The following is a 21,869-nucleotide window of genomic DNA, read 5'->3' as shown; positions in this document are numbered from 1 at the left end:
GAGTAAAGTCGCATCCTCTTTGATTCACATCAATTTTGAAATGAACATGGTCGCGATTCCGAAATAAATCAAAAGCGATAATATATCATTGATGGTGGTAATAAGCGGACCCGATGCAACTGCAGGATCCACATTGAATTTGTGCAAGACGAGCGGGATGATTGTACCCGCCAGCGTTCCGATAATAAGTGTGATAAGTAAAGAGACGCCAACAACAAGTCCGAGTACAAAACTACCTTGCCAAATATAAGCAATAATTGAAATGACGATGGAACATACAATACCGATAATAATCCCGACTAACAGCTCCCGAAAAATAAGTTTCAGCATTTTTTTCGTATCAAGATCCTCGGATACAAGACCGCGGACAACGACGGCGAGTGATTGTGTTCCAGTATTCCCGGTCATTCCGGCAATCATAGGCATGAAGAAGGCGAGCGCGACAACGGCTTCAAGCGTCGCTTCGAAACGGGATATGATACTTCCAGAAACAAGTCCAATGAACAGCAGTAAAATTAGCCATGGCAAACGTCTTCTGGCAGCAACTAACGGCTTCGTTCTGAAGTCAATCGCTTTTCCGGAGGCCAGTAGCATTTCAATATCTTCATTCGCTTCCCGGACGACAATATCAAGGACGTCATCCACCGTGATGATACCGAGCAGAACACCTTCGTCATCAGTGACAGGCATTGAAACGAAATCGTAACGGCCAATAATCTTAGCAACTTCTTCTTGTTTGGTCATCACACCTACCTTGACGATATTCCGTGACATGATGTCTTCTATTTGAGCTTCGGGTTCTGCGAGCAACAGGTCTCTGTACGATGCGACACCGATAACTTTTTTGTCATCATCTAGAACGTACAGATAGTTTAGATACTCCGCAAGTGCAGCGTAACTCTTTAGTTTCTTTACTGCCCGCTCGACAGAATATGATTTATGAATCCATACGAAGCGGTTCGTCATCGCTCTTCCGGCCGTTTTTGGCGGATAATTCATGATTTGCCGGATGATGTCCATTTCTTCTTGTTTCATTTCGGCAATTAATGCATCGGCTTCTTTTTGGGGAAGTCCCGATAACAGGAAAGCAAGGTCATCATTTTTCATAAGATCCAATATATCCGTGGAGCGGGCAGGACCGATTGTTCGCAAAGCACGGAGCTGATCATCCTGTGATAAATGACGTAATAACCCGGTTAATTCATCTAACGTAAGGAATTCTAAAAATAACGGCCGATGTTTCACTGGTAAATTTTCATATTGGTTTGCAATATCGAAAGGTTTCAATTCCTTCATGATTTCATGGAATGTCTCTCTTTTTCCTTCTTTTAATATATGGATTAGCGCAGTTGCGATTCCATTCTCAGGGTCTTTATGAACCAAAATATACACCTCTCTAAAAAAATGGTGAGAGATGGATCAGAGTGCTGCCGTTTCTCTCTCTATAGCTTTATCCCCTATTTCATTCATCGGAAAACCATATTGTTTGTTTATTCAAAGGAATAATTTACTTAACTGGGTGGGAGGCGAAGATCGATTGAAAAAGAGCCAGCAATTGAAATTGATAAGCGTACTACTAGTAATTGTAATGATTGTCTTGCTGATAAACGGATTAAACGGTAAGGATAACCATACCACCGCTCTGGACAATACGACAGTATCCGTTGCTAAAGTTGATGAACCAGTCGATAAACCAGTTGATAAACCGCAAAAAACGTATGCATTTCATGACATTGACGAAATTTTGAAAGACCCGAGATTACAAGGTGCGACGACTGTGGTAAGTATTCGTGAGGCAGCAACCGGCGAAGTTGTCTATTCCCATCTAGGAGATACGCGAGTCCACCCCGCATCCGTCATGAAATTACTGACAGGCGCTGCGGCACTTGAAACACTTGGAGAAGGGCATACGTTCAAGACTGAGTTGTATATGGATGGGCGAATAGAGAGCGGCGTGCTGCACGGCAATCTCTATTTAAGAGGAAGAGGCGATCCGACACTGACGAAGAACGACCTGAAGGCATTCGTATCCGAATTAAAAGCAAAGGGAATCAGCTCCATCGCAGGAAACGTCTACGGGGATGATACTTGGTACGATGACATTAGACTTTCCCAAGATCTAAACTGGTCTGATGAACCCTACTATACAGGTTCCCAGGTGTCCGCACTGACGTTATCTCCAAATGACGACTATGACGCAGGTACGGTCATTGTCGAAGTGAATCCTGCCAAGAAATCAGGACAGGCGGGACAAGTCGCCATGGTACCAGCAAATAATTACCTGACAGTCGTCAACAAGACTCAAACGGTAGCTAAAAAAGGCAAGAAAAGTATTACGGTTGAAAGGCAACACGGTACAAATACGTTTATCGTATCCGGGACGATTCCAGAAGGCTCAACAAAAACACGCACTTGGGCATCTGTCTGGGAACCGACAAACTACACGATTAGCATCTTCAAAAAAACAATTGAAGAACTAGGCATTACGTTTTCGACAGCTCCGAAAGTCGAGCGCAAAAAAGTGACTAAAGGGGCTACTTTACTGACGTCAAAAAATTCAATGCCACTACATGAATTGTTCATTCCCTTCATGAAATTAAGTAATAACGGACATGCTGAAGTACTAGTTAAAGAGATGGGGCGTACTGTAGGTGGCGAGGGCAGTTGGGATAAGGGGCTTTCAATTATAGAGACAACTCTCTCTACTCTAGGACTTGATACAAAAAATATGCTGCTTCGCGATGGATCAGGTATGTCCCATAAAAACCTTGTCACGGCGAATGAAGTGACAAAACTGCTTTACACAGCACAGACAAAACCATGGTATCCAGCATTTTTGAATGCGCTTCCTGTAGCAGGGAATGGAGAACGGTTTGTTGGAGGAACATTGCGCAATCGTATGACAGGGACTACGGCAGCAGGCAACGTCCAAGCGAAAACGGGCGCATTGAACGGAGTCACCGCGTTGTCTGGTTACGTTACAACGAAAGATGGAGAAATACTTACTTTTTCTATTATGATTAATAACTATTTGAATGACACGACGCCTGAAATACTAGACAAAATCGCTATTACACTTGCGAATTATCAGTCAAAGTGAACAATTTGATATGCAATAAAATGCATATTTCGTGCATATTTATGTTTAGCAGAAAAAGAATAGGGAACGAGATAGAGAGTAAGGTAAAAACCGGAAAAACATCCGGGATGATAAAAAGGGGAGAACTTTTACTATGGGGAAGTTGAAAGTACTATTTCTATTGTTAACTGTTTCGGTGTTCGTGTTATCGGCATGCGGGACAAAGAAGGATGCCGGAGCAGAAAAAAGTGACGGCGATGGAAGCTATGAACTTATGAAAAAAGGGAGTCTGACTTTTGCCGCGAGTGGTGTTTATAAGCCATTTAATTTTGAAGAAAAAGGGAAATTAACTGGTTTTGATATAGAGATTGGTGAGGCAATTGCTGACAAGATGGGGCTAGAGGCGAACCCAGTGACAAATCCCTTTGAAACAATTATGCAGGGGCTAATCGGTAAGAAGTTCGATGCAATCATTGGATCAATGGCCTATACGAAAGAGCGTGCAAAGCAGGTGAACTTTACTGAGCCTTACTATTACTCGGGCGGAATGATTTTTGTATCCGAAGATAATAAGGATATTAAGTCTGAGGATGATTTGAAAGGTAAAAAAATCGGTGTCGTGGCCCAATCTACATATGAAAAACCCGCACAAACCCTTTCGGACAATATCCAGTATTATAGCAGTGATGTAGTTGCACTAAAAGATTTGACAATAGAAGGTCGTCTCGATGCTGTTATCACAGCTGATATCGTAGGCTATGAAGCGATTGATAATGATTTTAAAATTAAGGAAGTCGGAAAGCCGTTATGGGTAGAGCAGCCATCCATCGCTGTACGACCTGACAATGATGCATTAAGGGAAGACATTGACAAAGCGCTGAAAGAAATAATTGAAGATGGTACGTATGATGAAATTTCAAAGAAATGGTTTGATCGAAATCTACTAGACCTTGATCTGGAAGGTGTGGAGCTTTTAGAATGAATGACTCCACAGACTTGACTACAGAAAGAGGGTATAACTAGTGCCAGAGATATTTATAACACTTTATGAGGTATTCATACGAACGTACCCAGGATTTTTAAAAGCTGCACTTATCACGTTGGAAATTACAGCAATTGCACTCGTGTTAGGTACTGCACTAGGTATAGTTTTTGCATTAATGAAGATATCCAAATCAAAAATTTTACAGACAATCGCAAACCTGTATATTACTTTAATCCGGGGGACTCCGCTGATTGTCCAAATCATGTTTCTCTATTACGGAATTACGAATATCGTCGTCCTATCGAATTTCTGGGCCGGTGCAATCGCGCTAGGTATTCATAATGGTGCTTATATCGCGGAAATTTTCCGGGGCGCCATACAGGGAATCGATCGCGGGCAAGAAGAAGCAAGTCTTGCGGTTGGTATGAACCGCCGGCAAGCAATGCGGAGAATTATTTTCCCACAAGCGCTTCGCCGTGCGATTCCACCACTTGGAAACCAGTTCATAATTACCATGAAAGATTCATCACTTGTGTACGTTATTGGTGTTTCAGAAATGTTCGGACTGGCAAACAGGGAAGCCGCAGCATCATTCCAACCATTCGAAACATTCCTAGTCGTCGGGGTTTATTATCTCGTACTTGTACTAATCTTCTCGGCACTGCTGAAATGGTATGAGAAAAAGCTGGATGTTGACAGTATATGAGGAGGAAATTAAATGATTAAAACAAAAAACCTCCACAAGTCATTCGGCGATCTTGACGTGCTGAAAGGAATCGATCTAGATGTGGAGACCGGAGAAGTTGTTGTGCTTATCGGAGTCAGCGGCTCGGGTAAAAGTACGTTGCTTCGCTGTTTGAACTTCCTTGAAATGCCCAATGAAGGTGAAATTATAATTGATGGACGACAAGTCGATCTGAAGAAAGATGACTTGTCGAATGTGCGGGCGGAAGTAGGAATGGTGTTCCAGCATTTTAACCTTTTCCCACATAAGACAGTGCTTGAAAACATCACGGAGGCACCAATCATTGTCAAAAAGATGAAAAAGGAACGCGCAGAGAAAGAGGCGCGTGTAATCTTGGAAAAAGTCGGCTTATCTGATAAAGCAGACGTCTATCCAGGTAAACTATCAGGCGGACAAAAACAGCGTGTCGCTATTGCTCGGGCACTCGCAATGGAACCCAAAGCGCTCTTGTTCGACGAACCGACATCAGCGCTTGACCCGGAACTTGTCGGGGAAGTACTTCAAGTAATGCAGGATCTCGCCAATGAGGGTATGACGATGGTCGTTGTCACCCATGAAATGAAGTTTGCAAAAGAAGTTGCCGACCGAATTGTTATGCTGGACGAAGGCTGTATCATTGAAAATACAGATCCGCACACATTTTTCAACCATTCGACCAACGAACGGACACGCCAATTTTTAGAGATGGTTGACGTATAAGGCAGTGAATAAAAAAGATATCCAACACCGGTGTTAGTAGGTGCGGGATATCTTTTTTATATTAGCGTTTCGGTTCATAATTCAACATCTTGAACATTTCCGACAGTTCCTCGTCGGTCAAGTCACGCCACTGACCATTCGGCAAGTCACCAAGATGGATGTTCATAATGCGCGTACGTTGTAATTTCCGAACATTATAACCAAGTGCGGAACACATGCGACGGATTTGGCGGTTTAAGCCTTGCGTCAATGTCATGTTGAATTTACGCGGTCCTAGTTGTTTTACTTTACATGGTTTTGTTACCGTATCTAAAATCGGGACGCCTGACTCCATCTGTCTGATGAATTCCTTCGTGATTGGTTGGTCGACAGTGACGATATATTCTTTTTCGTGGCCATTTTCTTCGCGCAAGATTTCATTGACGATATCGCCATCGTTTGTCAGAAGAAGAAGTCCATCTGAGTCTTTGTCGAGTCTGCCGATATGGAAAACACGTAGCGGATGATTGACGAAGTCGACGACATTACCTTTAATATGGCGTTCCGTCGTGCTAGTAATGCCAACGGGTTTATTGAGCGCAAGATAAACGAGTTGCTCTTCCGTCTTCACTAGTTTTCCATCAGCATGGACTTCGTCGCCATCTTCGACTTTACTGCCGAGCTCGGCAAGTTGCCCATTAATCGTAATGCGTCCATCTTCTATCCATTTATCCGCGCCACGACGTGAAACAATTCCTGCTTCGCTTAAATACTTATTGATTCTCATGTATGTCATCCTATCTAAGAAAGTTCTTTCTTCTATTGTAGCGCGTCTACGGAAAATGTTCAAAACCATGGAGTTGATATTAGAAGTGCGGAGTTGCCATTAGAATCAAGAGGTTGACATTAGAAGTTCGAAGTTGCCATTAAAACCGAAAAGTTGCAATTAGAATTCGAAATTTGCAATCGGCGCAAAAGAAGATGCCCCGATTTTAAATCAGACGCGAATGAAACAGAAAAGATTGACAACTAACGCGCCTTGTAATACGATGGGAATAACATTTTACCAAAGACGGGCAGAAGGTACCGAGAGCGGTGTCGCCCACGATAGACGAGTTGAGAAGAGCATAGCTGAGAAATTGATGAATAAGAAGAGTAGCACAGGAGCGCGATTGTAGAGAGTCAGTGGGTGGTGAAAACTGATTCGCGGCCGGTGTGAATGGACTTATGAGAGTCTACTTGAATCGTTTTTCAAGTAGGACGTGAGATCCCACGTTACGGGATGTGTCTTATGGGCACGCTAAGTGGAAGCAGCAATGCTTCAATTAGAGGTGGCAACGCGGTCTATTCCGTCCTCTGCAATCGGACTCCTATGTCCTTTTGCAGGGGACTTTTTTCATTGTCTAGACTACAGACACCAGCCCCTCGAGTCGCTTCAGCCCTGTTGATAAAGGCAAAGAACACCTTTATCCTCAGGTCTTCCAGCGCTTGTCGGGGCTAAACGGAGCCTGTAGCTTTTCTAATTCATACCCAAAAAGAGGAGAGTTGAGCTGAGATGAGTAGAGAACAGACGAGTTTACGGACGACAATGAAGAAGTTAAATGGGGATTCATTAACACCCATATTGATTTTCAGAAGAATGCAGGGGCAGCGAAAGTTTTTATTAGAAAGTTCTTCGAAGCATGAGGGATCTGGTCGCTACTCCTTCCTTGGGATGGATCCACTGAAATCTTATAGCGGGCGCGATGGAAAACTTGAAGAACATGTTTATGCTACTGGCAAAAAATATGTACACGAGGGCGATTTGTTTGTGCTGTTGAAACGATTGATGCCGCGAATTACGGATGATATCGATTTTCCTTTCACAGGCGGAGCGGTCGGCTACGTTGGTTACGGAGCGGGTTCCGACAGTGTGACGCGTTCCCATGACGATATGGGATTTCCGGATGTTAATTTTAATATTTACGAAACCATTATTATTTTCGACCATGTGTTGAATGAAGTGACATTGCTGCATACGGAAATTAATCCGGAACAAAGTGCTCCTGATTTGGATGCACTAGCTGAAAGTATGTTGTCCGGACCGGAAAAAGAAGAGTTGGCTTTTGCGCTCTCGGATTATAGCTGTTCTGTCACACAACAACAATTTGAAAATTTGGTACGCGAAGCAAAAGGGTATATCGAGCAAGGAGAGGCTGAGCAAATCGTACTGTCTAGACGTTTAGTGGCAGACTTTAACGGCGATCCATTTTCATTATACCGAAAGCTAAGAAAGCGTAATCCTTCACCTTATATGTATTATATGGAATTCGATGATCACGTCGTTTTAGGTACGTCCCCAGAAAGTATCGTAAGTGTAGCGAATGGCAAAGTGATGACGAATCCAATTGCAGGGACACGCCGACGTGGTGTAGATAAAGCAGAAGATCTAGCACTAGAAAAAGAGTTGTTGGCGGATCCAAAAGAACTAGCGGAGCACGATATGTTGGTTGAGCTTGGACGGAATGATTTGAAGAAAGTATGCCTTCCAGATTCGGTGCAAGTCACAAGTTATATGGAAGTCGTCCGTTACGAGCATGTTATGCACATTGTATCGGAAGCAGAGGGAACATTGTCGCCAGTGCTACATTCATTGGACGCGTTAACGGCATGCCTTCCGGCGGGTACGGTAACAGGTACACCGAAAAAACGAGCAATGGAATTGATTGATGAATTGGAGAAAATGGACCGGGGTATTTACGGCGGGGCAATCGGGTATATCGGTTTCAACGGGAATATGGATTTTGCGTTGACGATTCGCACGATGGTTGTGAAAGGCGGTAAAGCATACGTCCAGGCAGGAGCAGGAATTGTGCAAGCGTCAGATCCGACAGCAGAATTTATGGAAACGGCCAATAAAGCCAAGTCCTTGTTGGAAGTCATTAACTAAATCGATGATGAATTGATTATGAGAAAGAGCAGAGCAGAGGAGAGATTGAGATGAGAAGTTTTGTTAGAAGAGTAGAGTTGGGCGAGCATTTGATGTATGAAGAAATGGTGGAAGCTTCTAAGTTGATGTTTAATGAACAAACCGAGTCGCAGGACATAGTCGATTTCCTTGTGGCATTGTCACGAAAAGAAGAAACGGCCCATGAAGTAGCGGCTCTTGCTTCGGTAATGAAATCGTTCGCACTTCGGGTAAATGTTCCACGGGAAACATTTATGGATAACTGCGGAACAGGCGGAGACGGCTCAAATACGTTCAATATTAGTACGGCATCCGCGTTCGTATTGGCGGGAGCCGGCGCATCTATCGCTAAGCATGGTAATCGGAAAGTTTCGAGTGCCGCGGGAAGTTCCGATGTATTGGAAGCCCTTGGCATTCATATAGACTTCAGCTTAGATGAAACCATCGAACTTCTTCAACAGGAAGGAATCACCTTCTTATATGCGCCAAATGTTCATCCGAAAATGAAACGAATTGGTGCAATCCGGCAGCAAATTGGCAAGTCGACTATCTTTAATCTAGTAGGTCCTTTGACAAATCCAATCCCTTTGAAAACACAGTTCACGGGTATTAACAGACCGGACTTCACGATGGAATACGCATCCGTATTGCGCATGCTTGGCAGAGAGCGGGCAATTGTCGTATCGGGCGCGGGGGGGATGGACGAAGCGTCACTTGCGGGACAAAATGCATTTGTCCTTCTTGATAAAGGCGATTTGATCCCATTTTCGCTGACTGCAGATGATGTGGGGCTTGCATACGCTCCGATTTCAGCCATACGTGGAGGCGACGCAAAGGAAAATGCAGCAACAATTCGGGCAATTTTCAATGGACGACGCGGTCCTCATTTCGATACAGTCGTTTTCAATGCAGGCATCGGATTATTTGCAAATGGGCGAGCAGGGACAATTCAAGAGGGCGTCAAACAGGCGACTGAAAGTATTTTATCTGGCAAAGCATTGCAAAAGCTTAACGCTGTCGTAGCATTCAGTCAGAAAATCGGTGCAAAGGCGGTGGCAAGATGACGATTTTAGACAAGATTTTACACGAGAAACGGCGTGAAGTACAAGACATGTTGGCAGAGCAGGATGTACGACAAGAAGCACGGGCGTCGCGTCCGTCTTTATTCAACAAGCTATATAAAACAGAGCATTTGCAAGTCATCGCGGAAATGAAGCGCGCATCTCCTTCGAAGGGACTTATCGCGGAAGGCGCTGATCCCGTTGCACAGGCAATTTCTTACTATCATGCAGGTGCAGCATGCATCTCTGTATTGACGGATAGTCACTTTTTCAAGGGGTCATTCGAAGACCTAGCAGCTGTAGCGGACAATGTTCCTATCCCGTTGCTATGCAAGGATTTTATCATCCATCCTGTACAGATTGACCGAGCAAAAAGGGCCGGAGCCTCTGTCATCCTGTTGATTGTTGCTGCACTTACTGATGATGAACTCGCTGAATTTCATGCCTACGCGCTGCAATCTGGCTTGGAAGTATTGGTAGAAGTACATGATGAGGCTGAACTGAAACGCGCTATCGCCATCAACGCAAAAATAATTGGTGTAAATAATCGTGATCTCCGCACATTTAAAGTGGATTTAAAGAGAACAGAAGAGATTGCAGCCATTTTTCCGTTCGATGAAGAACGTGTCCTCATCAGCGAAAGTGGTATCTGGGAATCGGAAGATGCGTTATTTGTAGCAGATGCTGGTGCAAGTGCAGTGCTCGTCGGCGAATCGTTGATGCGAAGTGGTGAAGTCGCTACAGCTATCCAATCACTGCAAGTCGCATTACCGAGGGTAGTCCGATGACGAAGGTGAAAATTTGTGGACTAATGGAATCACAACACGTGAAAACGGCAGTCGATGCTGGAGTAGATGCAATCGGCTTTGTCTTTGCTCCAAGCCGACGACAAGTGACAATTGCCAAAGCGCAAGAGTTGGCAAAGAATATTCCACCTGGAGTGCTGAAGATTGGGGTATTTGTTGATGCATCACAAGATGAAATTGAGCAAACCTACCGAGAAGTACCGCTAGATTTTGTTCAATTTCATGGTGATGAAAGTTCAGATTTCATCGAAAAAGTCGGACTTCCTTCCATTAAAGTGTTATCAGTTTACAGTGATGAAGATGCAAAGCGATTTGCTCACTATGAAACAGACTACTTTTTGTTTGATACACCTGGAACGGACTTTAAAGGTGGAAGTGGAAAAACTTTTGATTGGCAACTAATGAAAGATGCTGGTGTACAATCGGACAAAGTTATTCTGGCGGGTGGACTGAACGCGGATAATGTTGCACAAGCAATCAGGATGGTACATCCATATATGGTGGACGTTTCAAGCGGAGTAGAAGTTATGAGAAGAAAAGATGACAAGTTGATTCGCGCATTCATTAAAGCAGTCAAAGATGAGGAGAGATAAGCGATGGTACAAGAATTGGGTGTAACTCAAACTACACAGGCAGGACGATATGGACGATTTGGTGGGCAGTTTGTTCCTGAAACATTAATGACAGCACTTATCGAACTGGAGGCTGCTTATGATAATGCGATTGCCGATCCGGCTTTCACGGACAAAGTAAATTATTACTTAAAGGATTTTGTCGGACGGGAGACGCCGCTGTACTTTGCAGAAAGACTTACTAAAGAAGCGGGCGGTGCGAAGATTTATCTCAAACGGGAAGATTTAAACCATACCGGCGCACATAAAATCAATAATACGGTTGGGCAGGCACTCCTTGCGATGCGTATGGGAAAAAAGAAAATCGTTGCGGAAACCGGAGCAGGTCAACACGGAGTAGCGACAGCAACAGTATGTGCTTTGTTTAATCTCGAATGCGTTATTTACATGGGGAAAGAAGATATTCGCAGGCAGGAATTGAATGTTTTCCGCATGGAGTTACTTGGAGCAAAAGTCGTTTCAGTCGATAAAGGATCAGGTACACTGAAAGATGCAGTCAATGAGGCGCTGCGTTACTGGGTGGCAAATGTGGAAGACACGCATTATATATTAGGATCTGCGCTTGGTCCGCATCCATTCCCGAGAATTGTTCGTGATTTCCAACGTGTAATCGGTGTGGAAACGAGAGGACAAATTATGGAGAAAGAAGGGCGTCTGCCGGATGCAATTGTGGCGTGCATCGGCGGTGGAAGTAATGCAATCGGCATGTTCCATCCTTTTATTGATGATGAAGACGTTGCTTTGTATGGTGTTGAGGCGGCGGGAAGCGGTATTGAAACAGGACTTCATGCAGCTGCAATTGCGGATGGCAAAGAAGGCGTTCTGCATGGGGCGTATATGTATGTATTGCAAGACGATGATGGATTTATCCAGGAGGCGCATTCCATTTCAGCGGGTCTCGATTACCCCGCAGTTGGTCCGGAACATAGCCATTTACATGATATCGGGCGCGTTACATACACGTCTGTCACGGATGCGGGTGCATTGGAAGGATTGCAGTTATTGGCGAAAGTGGAAGGAATCATCCCTGCACTTGAAAGTGCACATGCGGTTCACTATGCAGTCGAACTGGCAGGTACGATGGGTGAGGAAGAAATTCTCGTTATTTGCCTTTCAGGACGTGGCGATAAAGATGTCCAAACCGTACGCGATGCTTTAGGAGGTGGCTTGAATGACTAAGCAAGACTTAAATAACGCGATTACTGATTGTATAACCCGGGGCGATAAAGCATTTGTGCCCTATATAATGGCGGGCGACGGCGGTCTTGAAACGATTAAGAAAAACATATTATTTCTCCAACAAACAGGTGTGACCGCAATCGAACTGGGTATTCCTTTTTCAGATCCGGTCGCAGACGGCCCGGTGATTGAACAAGCGGGAGAACGAGCACTTGCTAAAGGGGTAACACTTCGTAAGGTATTGAAAGAACTCACTTTATTCAAGGATGAAGTCACTGTTCCGCTTGTAATCATGACTTATTTGAATCCGATTTTGAGCTATGGCATTGATCAATTTGCGAAGGATTGCCAGAACAGCGGTATCAGTGGACTTATTGTGCCTGACTTGCCACACGAAGAAAGTGGACTATTGCAGAATTCTCTTGCAAAATCCGAGATTGCACTCATTCCACTAGTCTCGCTAACGAGCCCACCAGAACGGATTAAGAAAATAACAGCGGCAGCTGAAGGCTTTGTGTACGCAGTGACGGTAAACGGTATTACAGGGGTGCGGGATGGATTTGGCGATGATCTTGCTGCCCATTTGGAGCAGCTAAAAGCGGTAAGTCCTGTCCCTGTACTAGCAGGGTTCGGGATTTCAACACCTGAACAAGTCCGGTCAATTGGTGCGCTTGCAGACGGAGTCATTGTTGGAAGTGCGATTGTTGCTGCTTTTCATAGAAATGATTTGACGTCAGTCGAGGCATTAGTAAAAATGTCGAAAAAAGAAATATATATGTTGAACAAATGAATACGGCGTATGCGCTTTATAGGGGCTTTTGGGAGACCACTGAAAAGCCCTAATACTTGGAGTGAATTGGAGTTCCTGCTAATACCGCTTCGACGCTTTGTGGATGCCTCCCGCGATAAGCCAGAAAGAAGACCATTTTCAGTCTTATCGCTCCGGCTACCACGAAGTCGCGCCTTCGCTGGATGGTTTATTTGAGAAAGCACATTTCGTTATCTGTGACGAAACCCGCAACCTGGATTGCGGATTTCTTGACTATAATTATATATGTTGAATCCGGTATATATACTGAGCGAAGGCGCCTTAACAGGGGTAGCCAACCGAACAACGAAGAGTTAGGTTTGTATAATATCTGCGTTCTCTGCAGAAATTATAAAGTTAATGCCAAGAGGTTATTCCAGATTGGTTAAAGAATACCTCATCTGACTTATAGCGGGAGGCATCCCCTAGCGCCGTAGCAGTTCAATGGGATTCATTTATATAGTATCAACTAGTAATCACCTTACAATCTCGCCATATACATCTCAAAATTACATTTTTCTCGAAAATATACAACCTAGCGAAGGCGCGGCAAAGGGGTCGCCGAAGCCGTAAGACTGGATGCGAAGCGCTAATCCAGGCTTACGGTGAAAGGCATCCCCAAAGCGCCAAGCGTTCTACAATCCACATCCCGAATTACAACTCTCTCATTATTGAGTACCACAGCAGATTCAATGGGATTCTTTAATTCAACATTTATAGTTAAGAAAAACGCCCTTCCTTGCGTGAGAAATCACACGAGGAGGGGCGTTTCTTATACAGTGACGTTGCTTTGTCGTATAGTGCTAGAATAGGGTTGTGCAGTTTCTATTTTTAGTCAGCGACTACTTCTGACATTCTTTTTTCAGTTATCCATACAGTCCCAAACTCAACGAGCGGTTTCATCGGAACGACTTTGCAAAGGGCTTGTCCTAACTTGCCGTCGATAGCAATGCCGGGGTTCATTTCCTCGAACGCGGTACCCAATTCGGGGAAAATATCCGAATCGACATCGACCATATCAAAAGTGGCCCAAATTCGTTCACCGTCTTGCATGAGGGCTGCACCTTGAGGAGAGACTGTATATTCAGGAGCTAGGTATTCAGCTAAATGAAGTGCGGTGCATGATTCATAACTGACTCCAATCATAATGACCTTCACATCCGCATTCAACATTTTTCCGAGTGGAGAACTCGTTCCGAATGAATCATCGAGCGGATGTTCACTCATCCAGTCATCTGCGTGTAGTCCCCACGCCATGAACGAATGGGCGGGGTGAGAACTTCGAATTGTTTTTGGATGGCGATGGAAGCAGTCAGCGATTTTCCCCATTCCACGTAGATGGGTTAAGTTCGGGTCATAAGCGGGAATAGATTGACGTATAGGTTCATGCCACGCTTCTGGGACAGGGGGAAGCATCCAGTAAGATGGTTCCGAATTGTCGGCAGACTGCGCGGGCATGATGATTGTCCCGTTTAACGTCACTGTTTCCATCAGCGCTTCGACGACGGCTTGTGCACCACCTGCAATCCATCCCATCAATTTAAGGGATGAATGGACAATAATATGATCACCCGATTTAACACCAAGTAAGTTAAGCTGCTCTTTTAGTGTCTCTTTCGATTGGAATGAATGGGTATCGAGAATCGTTTCAAATTCGGTCATGTGGATCACTCAATTCTATAGATATTTTCGAAAAGCATAGCAAGCAAGAAAGGTTTTGCCAAGTTTTATGAAACCTTTCTTGCGGACGAGCGTACATATATAAAAGGAGATGTGTTCAATGGATGCGAATGTGATTAGACAGGAAGTTGAAACGACATATGAAAAAGTGAAGTCGTTGGCAGGTTGGACGGTGGATAAAAACGTCGTGCTGACAATTACATCGTACTATGTCACATCTGAAAGGGAGTTTGACGCGGAAAGTTTGAGTCGAGTAATGGATGCACTAAAAAGTAAATCCAGCTGGCTTTCTCCGCTACGCGGCAATCTACTTCCGATGATGGCTGCATTTCTAGATAAGCCTGGGACAGATATCGACAAAGAGGTGAATCGTTTATTCGCGAAGCAACAAGTCTTAAAAGGTATAGGCTTCCGCAATACAATCCATTCATATTTGGCTGCCCTCCTGTTGACCAACGATACAGAGCTCTATGAAAACGAGGCGCGTCAAGCTAAAAAACTATATGATGCGATTAAGAAACGGCATTTTTTCCTGACGTCAGACGATGATTACGCATATGCAGTATTGTTAGGGAAAAGGGGCGCTGATCCAATGGAGCATGCGAAGTCGATGCGTGCGTATTATGACTCATTGCGAACCGAGGGATTCCGTTCGGGAAATGAACTACAATGGCTGTCACAAGTGATGACTTACATACAGATCAAGTTTGATCCAAGTCTCATAACCAGGGCTGTGGAAGTACTAAATCATTTCAAGCGCAATACGAAAGTAAGACCTGTGCATTATCCGATGATTGGATTTCTCACAGTATTTGGAATAGATGATATAGAACTGCAGAATATTGTCGAACTTACGCATTCATTGGAGGAATCTAAACCTTTTAAATGGAATCGGGAAATGGCGTTGTCTATTGCGATTGGGTACATTATGCATAAATTGACTGAAAGTGCAGAAGCAGAAAGTGTTAGTCTTGCGACGTCTGTGGAATTGATTATACAAGCACAGCAAGCGGTGATGGCTGCGACGATTGCAGCGATGGTTGCGTCTACGTCAGCAAATTCAGCAAATAATTGATTGTGATTCGCTTAATTCCCATCCAGTTTCGAAGGGCTTTTACATTATGGGGAAAGTGGACTTCTAAAACTCGATTTCAACTCCGTGTACCTCGTCGAAGAACTGGTAACACCTAAAAAGTTTTTAATGATGAACACGTCCTGTTGAATACAAAAAAAGATTTCATTCCAAATCGGAAATGGAATCTTTTTTGCGTTTTATAAATAAAATGACAAATTTTTATTTTTAAAAAGCTAAAAGTATTTCGGGTCAGGAAATGCTTTCAGGTCAACGTTTGTAACCTATTTGTAACCTAATTGTCACACGCGGAGTTTTTTATGTATTTGGTATTCTGGAAAAATAGTGTTGTCATCCATAAATTTGTATAGTATATTGGTGCAAGTGAATCAATATCAGAAAATTTACTATTAATAGTTTGGGAGTTTAAGTAATGTAGGGAGGAAGTTTTCTTGGGAAACCCGGTATTGGAAATTAAAAATCTCCGCACATCGTTTCGAATTAAAGATAACTACTATGCAGCAGTTGATGATGTATCATTGACTGTTGAAAAAAATGAACTGCTAGCCATCGTAGGAGAATCGGGTTGTGGGAAGAGTGCATTTGCTTTTTCAATAATGGGTCTGCATAGTCAAGCAAAAGTGGAAGGGAATATTTACTTTAAGGATCAGAATATAGTGAATATGTCTCCAGCTAAGCTAAATGAATTGCGTGGGAATAAAATGGGGATGATTTTTCAAGACTCGCTTTCCGCATTGAATCCATTAATGACTATTGGCGATCAAATTGATGAGATTATATATATCCATAACAATAAGCTACCGAAAAAGGAACGGAAAGAGAGAGTCATTGATTTGCTGAATAAGGTTGGAATTGTCAATCCAGCATTTACGTACGATCAATACCCCCATGAATTATCAGGTGGAATGAGGCAGCGGGTAGTGATCGCGATGGCGATTGCCAATGAGCCGGAGCTATTGATCGCCGACGAGCCGACGACTGCCCTGGATGTGACCATTCAATCTCAAATACTTGATTTAATAAAAAAGCTCAAAGAAGAGATTCATGCGGGGATTATTTTGATTACCCATGATTTAGCGGTTGTTGCTGAAATGGCGGACCGAGTTGCTGTCATGTACGCAGGTCAAATTGTTGAGATTGCAGATGTTTATACGTTATTCGAAAACCCTTTGCATCCTTATACAAGGTCGTTACTGAACTCAGTTCCGAATTCAAATGAAGAGCAATCTGAACTTCATGTAATTGAGGGAATTGTCCCGTCCTTGCAGAAGTTGGTACGTGACGGTTGTCGGTTTAGTCCTAGAATTCCTTGGGTGGATGAGTCAGCTCATGAGGAGAATCCGGTATTGCACGAAGTAACTCCGGGTCACTTCGTACGCTGTACTTGTTATCGACAGTTTAGCTTCCCTGATAAAAGCAAGGAGGATCAGTACCATGGCGTTTCTTGAAGTAGAAGATTTAAAAGTCCATTTTCCGATTCAAGGTGGCGTATTTGGTAGGACTATTGACCATGTCAGAGCAGTTGATGGTGTCTCATTTTCGATTGAAAAAGGGAAAACATATGGGCTTGTTGGTGAATCTGGGTCCGGTAAAACAACAACTGGACGGGCAATCATCGGTTTAAATAAAATTGCTTCTGGAAAAGTTACTTTTGACGGACAGGACATAACTGATATGAGCCGTTCAAAAGTGGATGCACGTAGGGATATACAGATGATTTTTCAAGATCCCTATTCCACATTGAATCCAAAAAAACGAGTACTTGATATTGTATCCGAACCGCTTCGTAATTACGAAAATCTTTCAAGAAGTGAAGAAAAGAAGCGTGTCGGGGAACTATTAGAGCTTGTCGGTTTAAGTCCAGAAAGTATACATAAATACCCGCATGAATTCTCAGGTGGACAACGCCAACGGATTGGGATTGCTCGGGCAATTGCTCTAAAGCCAAAGCTAATTATTGCCGATGAACCTGTGTCAGCGCTTGATGTTTCCGTTCAAGCACAAGTCTTGAACTTTATGCAGGAGATTCAGAAAGAGTTAGGTCTTACTTATCTTTTTATCAGCCACGATCTTGGAATTATCAAGCATATGTGTGATCGAATTGGGATTATGTATAAAGGACGTTATGTGGAGGAAGGTACTCCGGAAGATATCTTTAAAAATCCACAGCATATTTACTCAAAACGACTGGTTGCTGCAATCCCTGATATTGATCCTAGAAAACGTGAACAACAGGTACAATTCCGCCAAGCGGTAAAAGAAGAATATGAGCAGTCGTACGACAATTATTTCGATGACTTGGGCTTGGCCTATAAATTACAGCCTGTATCGGACACACATTTAGTGGCTTTGCCTGGGAAAGGGTGAATGGTATGTGGAAATTCACTGTACGTCGAATTGGAATAATGATTCCACAAATTGCATTACTCAGTATTTTGATATTTATCATGGCGAAAATGATGCCTGGTGATGCATTAAGTGGTTTGGTCGATCCGAATATTGATCTAGCTACGATGGAAGCGATGAGACAAAGACTAGGCCTAGATAATCCTTGGTATATTCAATACATGGATTGGGTTAAAGCATTGTTTCAAGGAGATTTAGGACAATCCTTCCGCTTTAAAATGCCAGTCACCGAATTAATTTCTCAACGACTTGTTAATACATTTTGGCTGTCTCTAGTTACGTTAATTTTGACTTATTTAATCGCGATTCCTCTTGGCATAACAAGTGGACGGTATAACGATTCATGGGCCGACCGATTAATAACTGGTTATACGTACGTAGGATTCGCGGCTCCTTTATTTATCTTTGCTCTTGTTATGGTTTGGATCTTTGGTTTCCAATTGGGTTGGTTCCCTACTGGTGGTAGTGTAACTCCGGGGCTTAGTCCAGGTTCGTTCGAATATGTACTAAGTAAAATAAATCATTTATTGCTCCCTTCATTATCAATGGCGCTCATCGCAACGGTTTCGACCGTTCAGTATTTGCGAAGTGAGATTATTGATACAAAACAGAAGGAATTTGTGGTGACAGCACGGGCGAAGGGTGCATCTGAGTCAAGGGTCTATAACCGCCATATTTTAAGGAATTCATTGTTGCCAATTGCTGCATTTTTCGGGTATGAAATTACGGGATTAATCGGAGGAACTATTTTTATTGAAAGCATCTTTGGGTATCCAGGAATGGGTCAGCTGTTCCTAGAATCAATTTCACTACGTGACTTCAGTGTGGTGACATCAGTTGTTCTAATATTTGGGATTGCAGCGATTTTAGGTGCATTGCTTTCAGATATTATATTAAGTATTGTTGACCCACGTATTCGTATAAAATAAGAACTCGATAGACTTTGAGGTGGTTTAGGTTGGAAATGAAAAATGTCCATTTACCCGACAGTACACTGGATGCAGATAGAAGCCCATCCGGTTGGAGTATTATCTGGCGCGAAATTGTTCGAGATAAACTAGCTTTTATTTCATTAGTTTTTCTTACACTCATTATGGTATTTGTATATGGTGTATCCCTGTTTTTAGATCAGAAAGAAATTGTGACAGTAGACTTGTTTTCTATTCATAAACCTCCGTCCGCGGAGTTTTGGTTAGGCACAGATTATGGGGGACGAGATGTTTTTGGGCAGCTGATTATCGGGACACGGAATTCACTTTCGATTGGGATTCTTGTAACAGTAATGACAGGCGTCATTGGAATTACTGTTGGCTTAGTTTCAGGTTATTTTGGTGGGAAAATTGATAATATAGCCATGCGGATTGTTGACTTTTTCATGATTTTACCGTTTCTGATGATTGTCATTGTGTTTGTATCAGTTTCGCCTAAATATACCATTTTGACATTTTCCTTGATTATGACAGCCTTTTTGTGGATGGGAAAAGCACGGTTAATCCGGTCGAAAACATTGCAAGAAACAGAACTAGATTATGTGCAGGCTTCGAAGACGCTCGGCTCCTCTAATCTGAAAATTATGTTTACGCAGGTGTTACCGAATTTAAGTTCAATTATTATCGTTTCGATGACATTGAGCTTAGCTGCAAACATTGGTTTGGAATCCGGGCTGTCATTTTTAGGCTTTGGTTTTCCGGAAAGTACGCCAAGCCTTGGGACACTTGTCAGTTATGCAAGAAACCCACAAACTTTGGAGTATAGATGGTGGATCTGGTTACCTGCATCACTGCTGATTTTAGTGCTGATGTTGAGTATAAATAATGTCGGTCAAGCGTTAAAACGTGCGACTGATGCACGGCAAAGAAGAGGATAAGAAGGGGGAGAAATTTATATGGTAGGGAAGAAAAGTCTAAGTAAAGTTCTATTCGCAATGATGCTTGTTCTATTACTTGCGTTAGCCGCTTGTAATAAAGCAGATGACGCGGAACCAGCAGATTCTGGAACTAAGAAAGAAGAAGGTAAGAAGGAAGAGACCAAGAAAGAGGAAGTCGCAGATGATGGACTCTATTCGATCGATGATTTTAGTAAGATTAAAACAAATGAAGGTGAGGCAATCGAAGGGGGTTCATTTACATTCGGACTCGTTTCGGATACAGCCTTTGAAGGAACGTTGAACTGGAACTTCTATTCAGGTGACCCTGATTCACAAGTGCTTGAATGGTTTGACGAACCCTTGTTAACATGGGATTCAAGTTATGTCTATACACAGGATGGTGCTGCAACATATGAATCATCTGAAGATGGAAGAACATTCACGTTTAAGATTCGTGACAATGTAAATTGGCATGATGGTAAGCCAGTTACAGCTGAAGACTGGGCATTTGCACATGAAGTCCTTGGTCATGCTGACTATGATGGTCCGCGTGCAGGAGATGTACTTAACATTGTAGGTATGGATGAATTCCAAGCAGGTACATCGGAAACAATTTCCGGTATTGAAATAGTAAGTGATAAAGAATTAAAAATCACATATAAAGAGGCAACACCATCACTTATTACAGGTGGTATTTGGACATACCCACTTGCTAAGCATATCTTTGGCGATATGCCTGTTAAAGATATCTCATCTTCACCGGAAGTACGTCAGAAACCAATCGGTTTTGGTCCGTTTAAAGTTGACACAATCGTACCTGGTGAATCAGTTACGTTTACTAAAAACGAAGATTATTGGCGCGGGGCACCAAAGCTCGACACAGTTACTTTAAAAGTAATCAATCCAAACGTCGTTGTTCAATCACTTGAAAAAGGTGATGTAGATACAGTAAGTGCTTTCCCAGTACCTCAGTACCCTGATAATGCTGAGATGTCAAACGTCGAATTTTTAGGCGATGTAGATCGCGCGTATTCGTATGTTGGCTTTAAACTTGGTACTTGGGATAAAGAAAAGAAAGTAGTGAAACCTAATCCCGATGCGAAGATGGGGGATGTGAATTTACGTAAAGCTATGTGGCATGCGGTTGATAATAATACGGTAGGTGAGAAGTTCTATCACGGCCTACGTTGGGCTGCAACAACATTGATTCCACCATCACACCCAGAATATCATGATGCTACAAATCCTGGTACACCGTATGACCCTGAAAAAGCGAAACAATTGCTTGAAGAAGCTGGATTTAAAGACGTTGATGGTGATGGTATCCGTGAAGACAAAGAAGGAAAACCATTGGTTATCAATTATGCTTCTATGTCAGGCGATGAGATCGCTGAACCATTGGCACAATATTATATTCAAGCATGGGAAGCTGTTGGCTTGAAAGTAGCACTGTTAGATGGTCGCTTACAAGAATTTAATACATTTTATGAAGGCGTTGGCCAAAATGGAGATGACAATCCTGAAATTGATATTTATTCAGCTGCTTGGGGTGTAGGTATCGACGTAGATCCTAGTGGTCTATACGCTAAAAACGTATTATACAACTTCGCGCGTTGGGAAAATGCAGACAATGAGCGCCTGTTAGCTGAAGGTATCTCTGAAGATGCATTCGACGTTGATAAGCGTAAAGAAATATACAATGAGTGGCAACAACTAATGACAGATGAAGTTCCTGTATTCCCAACATTGTACCGCGCAGCACTAGTTCCAGTTAACAACCGTGTGTTAAACTATTCAATTGGTGATGGAACGGAAATGTATAAGAGTGATATCGCAGTAACGCAAGATAAGCCTATCTCTGCGAAAAAGTAAGTTAAGACGTATATCTGTAACTTGTAGAGGA

At 43.0% G+C, this 21,869-nt stretch carries 19 protein-coding genes and 1 other annotated feature; of the genes, 16 read left to right on the top strand and 3 right to left on the bottom strand.

Features of this window, described 5'->3' with window-relative positions; genetic code table 11:
• Positions 1-24: 24 nt before the first annotated feature.
• A complete protein-coding gene (mgtE, locus tag MKZ26_RS14325) occupies positions 25-1,383 on the bottom strand; it encodes a magnesium transporter (protein ID WP_156475934.1) in 1,359 nt (452 codons plus the stop codon).
• A gap of 154 nt (positions 1,384-1,537) precedes the next feature.
• Here mgtE and dacB point away from each other — a divergent pair, with 154 nt between their 5' ends.
• The 4 genes from dacB to MKZ26_RS14305 all read left to right on the top strand — a co-directional run bounded on the left by dacB (position 1,538) and on the right by MKZ26_RS14305 (position 5,508).
• Positions 1,538-3,100, top strand: a complete 1,563-nt coding sequence (dacB, locus tag MKZ26_RS14320; protein WP_340766595.1) for a D-alanyl-D-alanine carboxypeptidase/D-alanyl-D-alanine endopeptidase — start codon at positions 1,538-1,540, stop codon at positions 3,098-3,100.
• A 133-nt stretch (positions 3,101-3,233) separates the two neighbouring features.
• Positions 3,234-4,061: a transporter substrate-binding domain-containing protein gene (locus tag MKZ26_RS14315; protein ID WP_338654315.1), complete on the top strand. Its 828-nt coding sequence runs from the start codon at positions 3,234-3,236 to the stop codon at positions 4,059-4,061.
• A gap of 40 nt (positions 4,062-4,101) precedes the next feature.
• On the top strand, positions 4,102-4,770 hold the full coding sequence (locus tag MKZ26_RS14310; protein ID WP_067204259.1) for an amino acid ABC transporter permease: 669 nt from the start codon (positions 4,102-4,104) through the stop codon (positions 4,768-4,770).
• A 12-nt stretch (positions 4,771-4,782) separates the two neighbouring features.
• The gene (locus MKZ26_RS14305; protein WP_067204261.1) at positions 4,783-5,508 is read left to right on the top strand and encodes an amino acid ABC transporter ATP-binding protein; all 726 of its coding nucleotides are present in this window, start codon (positions 4,783-4,785) and stop codon (positions 5,506-5,508) included.
• Positions 5,509-5,569: 61 nt separating this feature from the next.
• On the opposite strand, the gene rluF is transcribed toward MKZ26_RS14305, so the two are convergent.
• Complete coding sequence (gene rluF, locus MKZ26_RS14300) at positions 5,570-6,274, bottom strand: 23S rRNA pseudouridine(2604) synthase RluF (protein WP_067204263.1); 705 nt, start codon at positions 6,272-6,274, stop codon at positions 5,570-5,572.
• A gap of 346 nt (positions 6,275-6,620) precedes the next feature.
• Positions 6,621-6,847: a binding site (T-box leader), on the top strand.
• 195 nt (positions 6,848-7,042) lie between these two features.
• Here rluF and MKZ26_RS14295 point away from each other — a divergent pair.
• Genes MKZ26_RS14295 through trpA form a run of 6 tightly spaced genes read left to right on the top strand, consistent with a single transcriptional unit; the run spans position 7,043 to position 12,902 of the window.
• Positions 7,043-8,416, top strand: a complete 1,374-nt coding sequence (locus MKZ26_RS14295) for an anthranilate synthase component I family protein (RefSeq protein WP_340766594.1) — start codon at positions 7,043-7,045, stop codon at positions 8,414-8,416.
• Between the two features lie 50 nt (positions 8,417-8,466).
• Positions 8,467-9,498 (top strand): anthranilate phosphoribosyltransferase, encoded by a 1,032-nt coding sequence (trpD, locus tag MKZ26_RS14290; RefSeq protein WP_340766593.1) that lies wholly within the window; start codon positions 8,467-8,469, stop codon positions 9,496-9,498.
• On the top strand, positions 9,495-10,283 hold the full coding sequence (gene trpC, locus MKZ26_RS14285) for an indole-3-glycerol phosphate synthase TrpC (protein WP_340766592.1): 789 nt from the start codon (positions 9,495-9,497) through the stop codon (positions 10,281-10,283). Before trpD ends, trpC begins: the two co-directional genes overlap by 4 nt.
• Entirely contained in the window at positions 10,280-10,894 is a 615-nt protein-coding gene (locus tag MKZ26_RS14280; RefSeq protein WP_340741167.1) for a phosphoribosylanthranilate isomerase, read from the top strand. The genes trpC and MKZ26_RS14280 overlap by 4 nt, the downstream gene beginning before the upstream one ends.
• A gap of 3 nt (positions 10,895-10,897) precedes the next feature.
• Positions 10,898-12,112: a tryptophan synthase subunit beta gene (gene trpB / locus MKZ26_RS14275; protein WP_340766591.1), complete on the top strand. Its 1,215-nt coding sequence runs from the start codon at positions 10,898-10,900 to the stop codon at positions 12,110-12,112.
• Positions 12,105-12,902 carry a tryptophan synthase subunit alpha gene (gene trpA / locus MKZ26_RS14270; RefSeq protein ID WP_340766590.1) on the top strand — a complete coding sequence of 266 codons (798 nt, stop codon included), beginning with the start codon at positions 12,105-12,107 and terminating at the stop codon, positions 12,900-12,902. Before trpB ends, trpA begins: the two co-directional genes overlap by 8 nt.
• A gap of 849 nt (positions 12,903-13,751) precedes the next feature.
• Here the strand turns inward: trpA and MKZ26_RS14265 are convergent.
• A complete protein-coding gene (locus MKZ26_RS14265; protein ID WP_340766589.1) occupies positions 13,752-14,582 on the bottom strand; it encodes an aminoglycoside N(3)-acetyltransferase in 831 nt (276 codons plus the stop codon).
• 118 nt (positions 14,583-14,700) lie between these two features.
• On the opposite strand from MKZ26_RS14265, the gene MKZ26_RS14260 reads away from it, so the two are divergent.
• The 6 genes from MKZ26_RS14260 to opp4A all read left to right on the top strand — a co-directional run bounded on the left by MKZ26_RS14260 (position 14,701) and on the right by opp4A (position 21,838).
• Positions 14,701-15,675, top strand: a complete 975-nt coding sequence (locus MKZ26_RS14260; RefSeq protein WP_187046330.1) for a DUF4003 family protein — start codon at positions 14,701-14,703, stop codon at positions 15,673-15,675.
• A 449-nt stretch (positions 15,676-16,124) separates the two neighbouring features.
• On the top strand, positions 16,125-17,141 hold the full coding sequence (locus MKZ26_RS14255; RefSeq protein ID WP_340766587.1) for an ABC transporter ATP-binding protein: 1,017 nt from the start codon (positions 16,125-16,127) through the stop codon (positions 17,139-17,141).
• A complete protein-coding gene (locus tag MKZ26_RS14250; protein ID WP_340766586.1) occupies positions 17,128-18,060 on the top strand; it encodes an ABC transporter ATP-binding protein in 933 nt (310 codons plus the stop codon). Before MKZ26_RS14255 ends, MKZ26_RS14250 begins: the two co-directional genes overlap by 14 nt.
• A 5-nt stretch (positions 18,061-18,065) precedes the next feature.
• Positions 18,066-19,028 (top strand): oligopeptide ABC transporter permease, encoded by a 963-nt coding sequence (opp4B, locus tag MKZ26_RS14245; RefSeq protein ID WP_340766585.1) that lies wholly within the window; start codon positions 18,066-18,068, stop codon positions 19,026-19,028.
• Between the two features lie 35 nt (positions 19,029-19,063).
• Complete coding sequence (locus MKZ26_RS14240; RefSeq protein WP_340742563.1) at positions 19,064-19,966, top strand: ABC transporter permease; 903 nt, start codon at positions 19,064-19,066, stop codon at positions 19,964-19,966.
• A gap of 18 nt (positions 19,967-19,984) precedes the next feature.
• On the top strand, positions 19,985-21,838 hold the full coding sequence (gene opp4A / locus MKZ26_RS14235; protein WP_340766584.1) for an oligopeptide ABC transporter substrate-binding protein: 1,854 nt from the start codon (positions 19,985-19,987) through the stop codon (positions 21,836-21,838).
• Positions 21,839-21,869: the final 31 nt, after the last annotated feature.

It is taken from the genome of Sporosarcina sp. FSL K6-6792, assembly GCF_038004885.1.
GTDB classification, from domain to species: domain Bacteria; phylum Bacillota; class Bacilli; order Bacillales_A; family Planococcaceae; genus Sporosarcina; species Sporosarcina psychrophila.
This window is presented reverse-complemented; position numbering and strand designations above follow the sequence as displayed.

Bases quoted from the DNA above. Each gene is read 5' to 3' on its own strand.
- rluF (WP_067204263.1), bottom strand. From the start codon at position 6,274: ATGAGAATCAATAAGTATTTAAGCGAAGCAGGAATTGTTTCACGTCGT.
- MKZ26_RS14280 (WP_340741167.1), top strand. From the start codon at position 10,280: ATGACGAAGGTGAAAATTTGTGGACTAATGGAATCACAACACGTGAAA.
- trpC (WP_340766592.1), top strand. From the start codon at position 9,495: ATGACGATTTTAGACAAGATTTTACACGAGAAACGGCGTGAAGTACAA.
- opp4B (WP_340766585.1), top strand. From the start codon at position 18,066: ATGTGGAAATTCACTGTACGTCGAATTGGAATAATGATTCCACAAATT.
- MKZ26_RS14295 (WP_340766594.1), top strand. From the start codon at position 7,043: ATGAGTAGAGAACAGACGAGTTTACGGACGACAATGAAGAAGTTAAAT.
- MKZ26_RS14260 (WP_187046330.1), top strand. From the start codon at position 14,701: ATGGATGCGAATGTGATTAGACAGGAAGTTGAAACGACATATGAAAAA.
- MKZ26_RS14265 (WP_340766589.1), bottom strand. From the start codon at position 14,582: ATGACCGAATTTGAAACGATTCTCGATACCCATTCATTCCAATCGAAA.
- MKZ26_RS14305 (WP_067204261.1), top strand. From the start codon at position 4,783: ATGATTAAAACAAAAAACCTCCACAAGTCATTCGGCGATCTTGACGTG.
- MKZ26_RS14315 (WP_338654315.1), top strand. From the start codon at position 3,234: ATGGGGAAGTTGAAAGTACTATTTCTATTGTTAACTGTTTCGGTGTTC.
- trpA (WP_340766590.1), top strand. From the start codon at position 12,105: ATGACTAAGCAAGACTTAAATAACGCGATTACTGATTGTATAACCCGG.
- MKZ26_RS14240 (WP_340742563.1), top strand. From the start codon at position 19,064: ATGAAAAATGTCCATTTACCCGACAGTACACTGGATGCAGATAGAAGC.
- opp4A (WP_340766584.1), top strand. From the start codon at position 19,985: ATGGTAGGGAAGAAAAGTCTAAGTAAAGTTCTATTCGCAATGATGCTT.
- trpB (WP_340766591.1), top strand. From the start codon at position 10,898: ATGGTACAAGAATTGGGTGTAACTCAAACTACACAGGCAGGACGATAT.
- trpD (WP_340766593.1), top strand. From the start codon at position 8,467: ATGAGAAGTTTTGTTAGAAGAGTAGAGTTGGGCGAGCATTTGATGTAT.
- MKZ26_RS14250 (WP_340766586.1), top strand. From the start codon at position 17,128: ATGGCGTTTCTTGAAGTAGAAGATTTAAAAGTCCATTTTCCGATTCAA.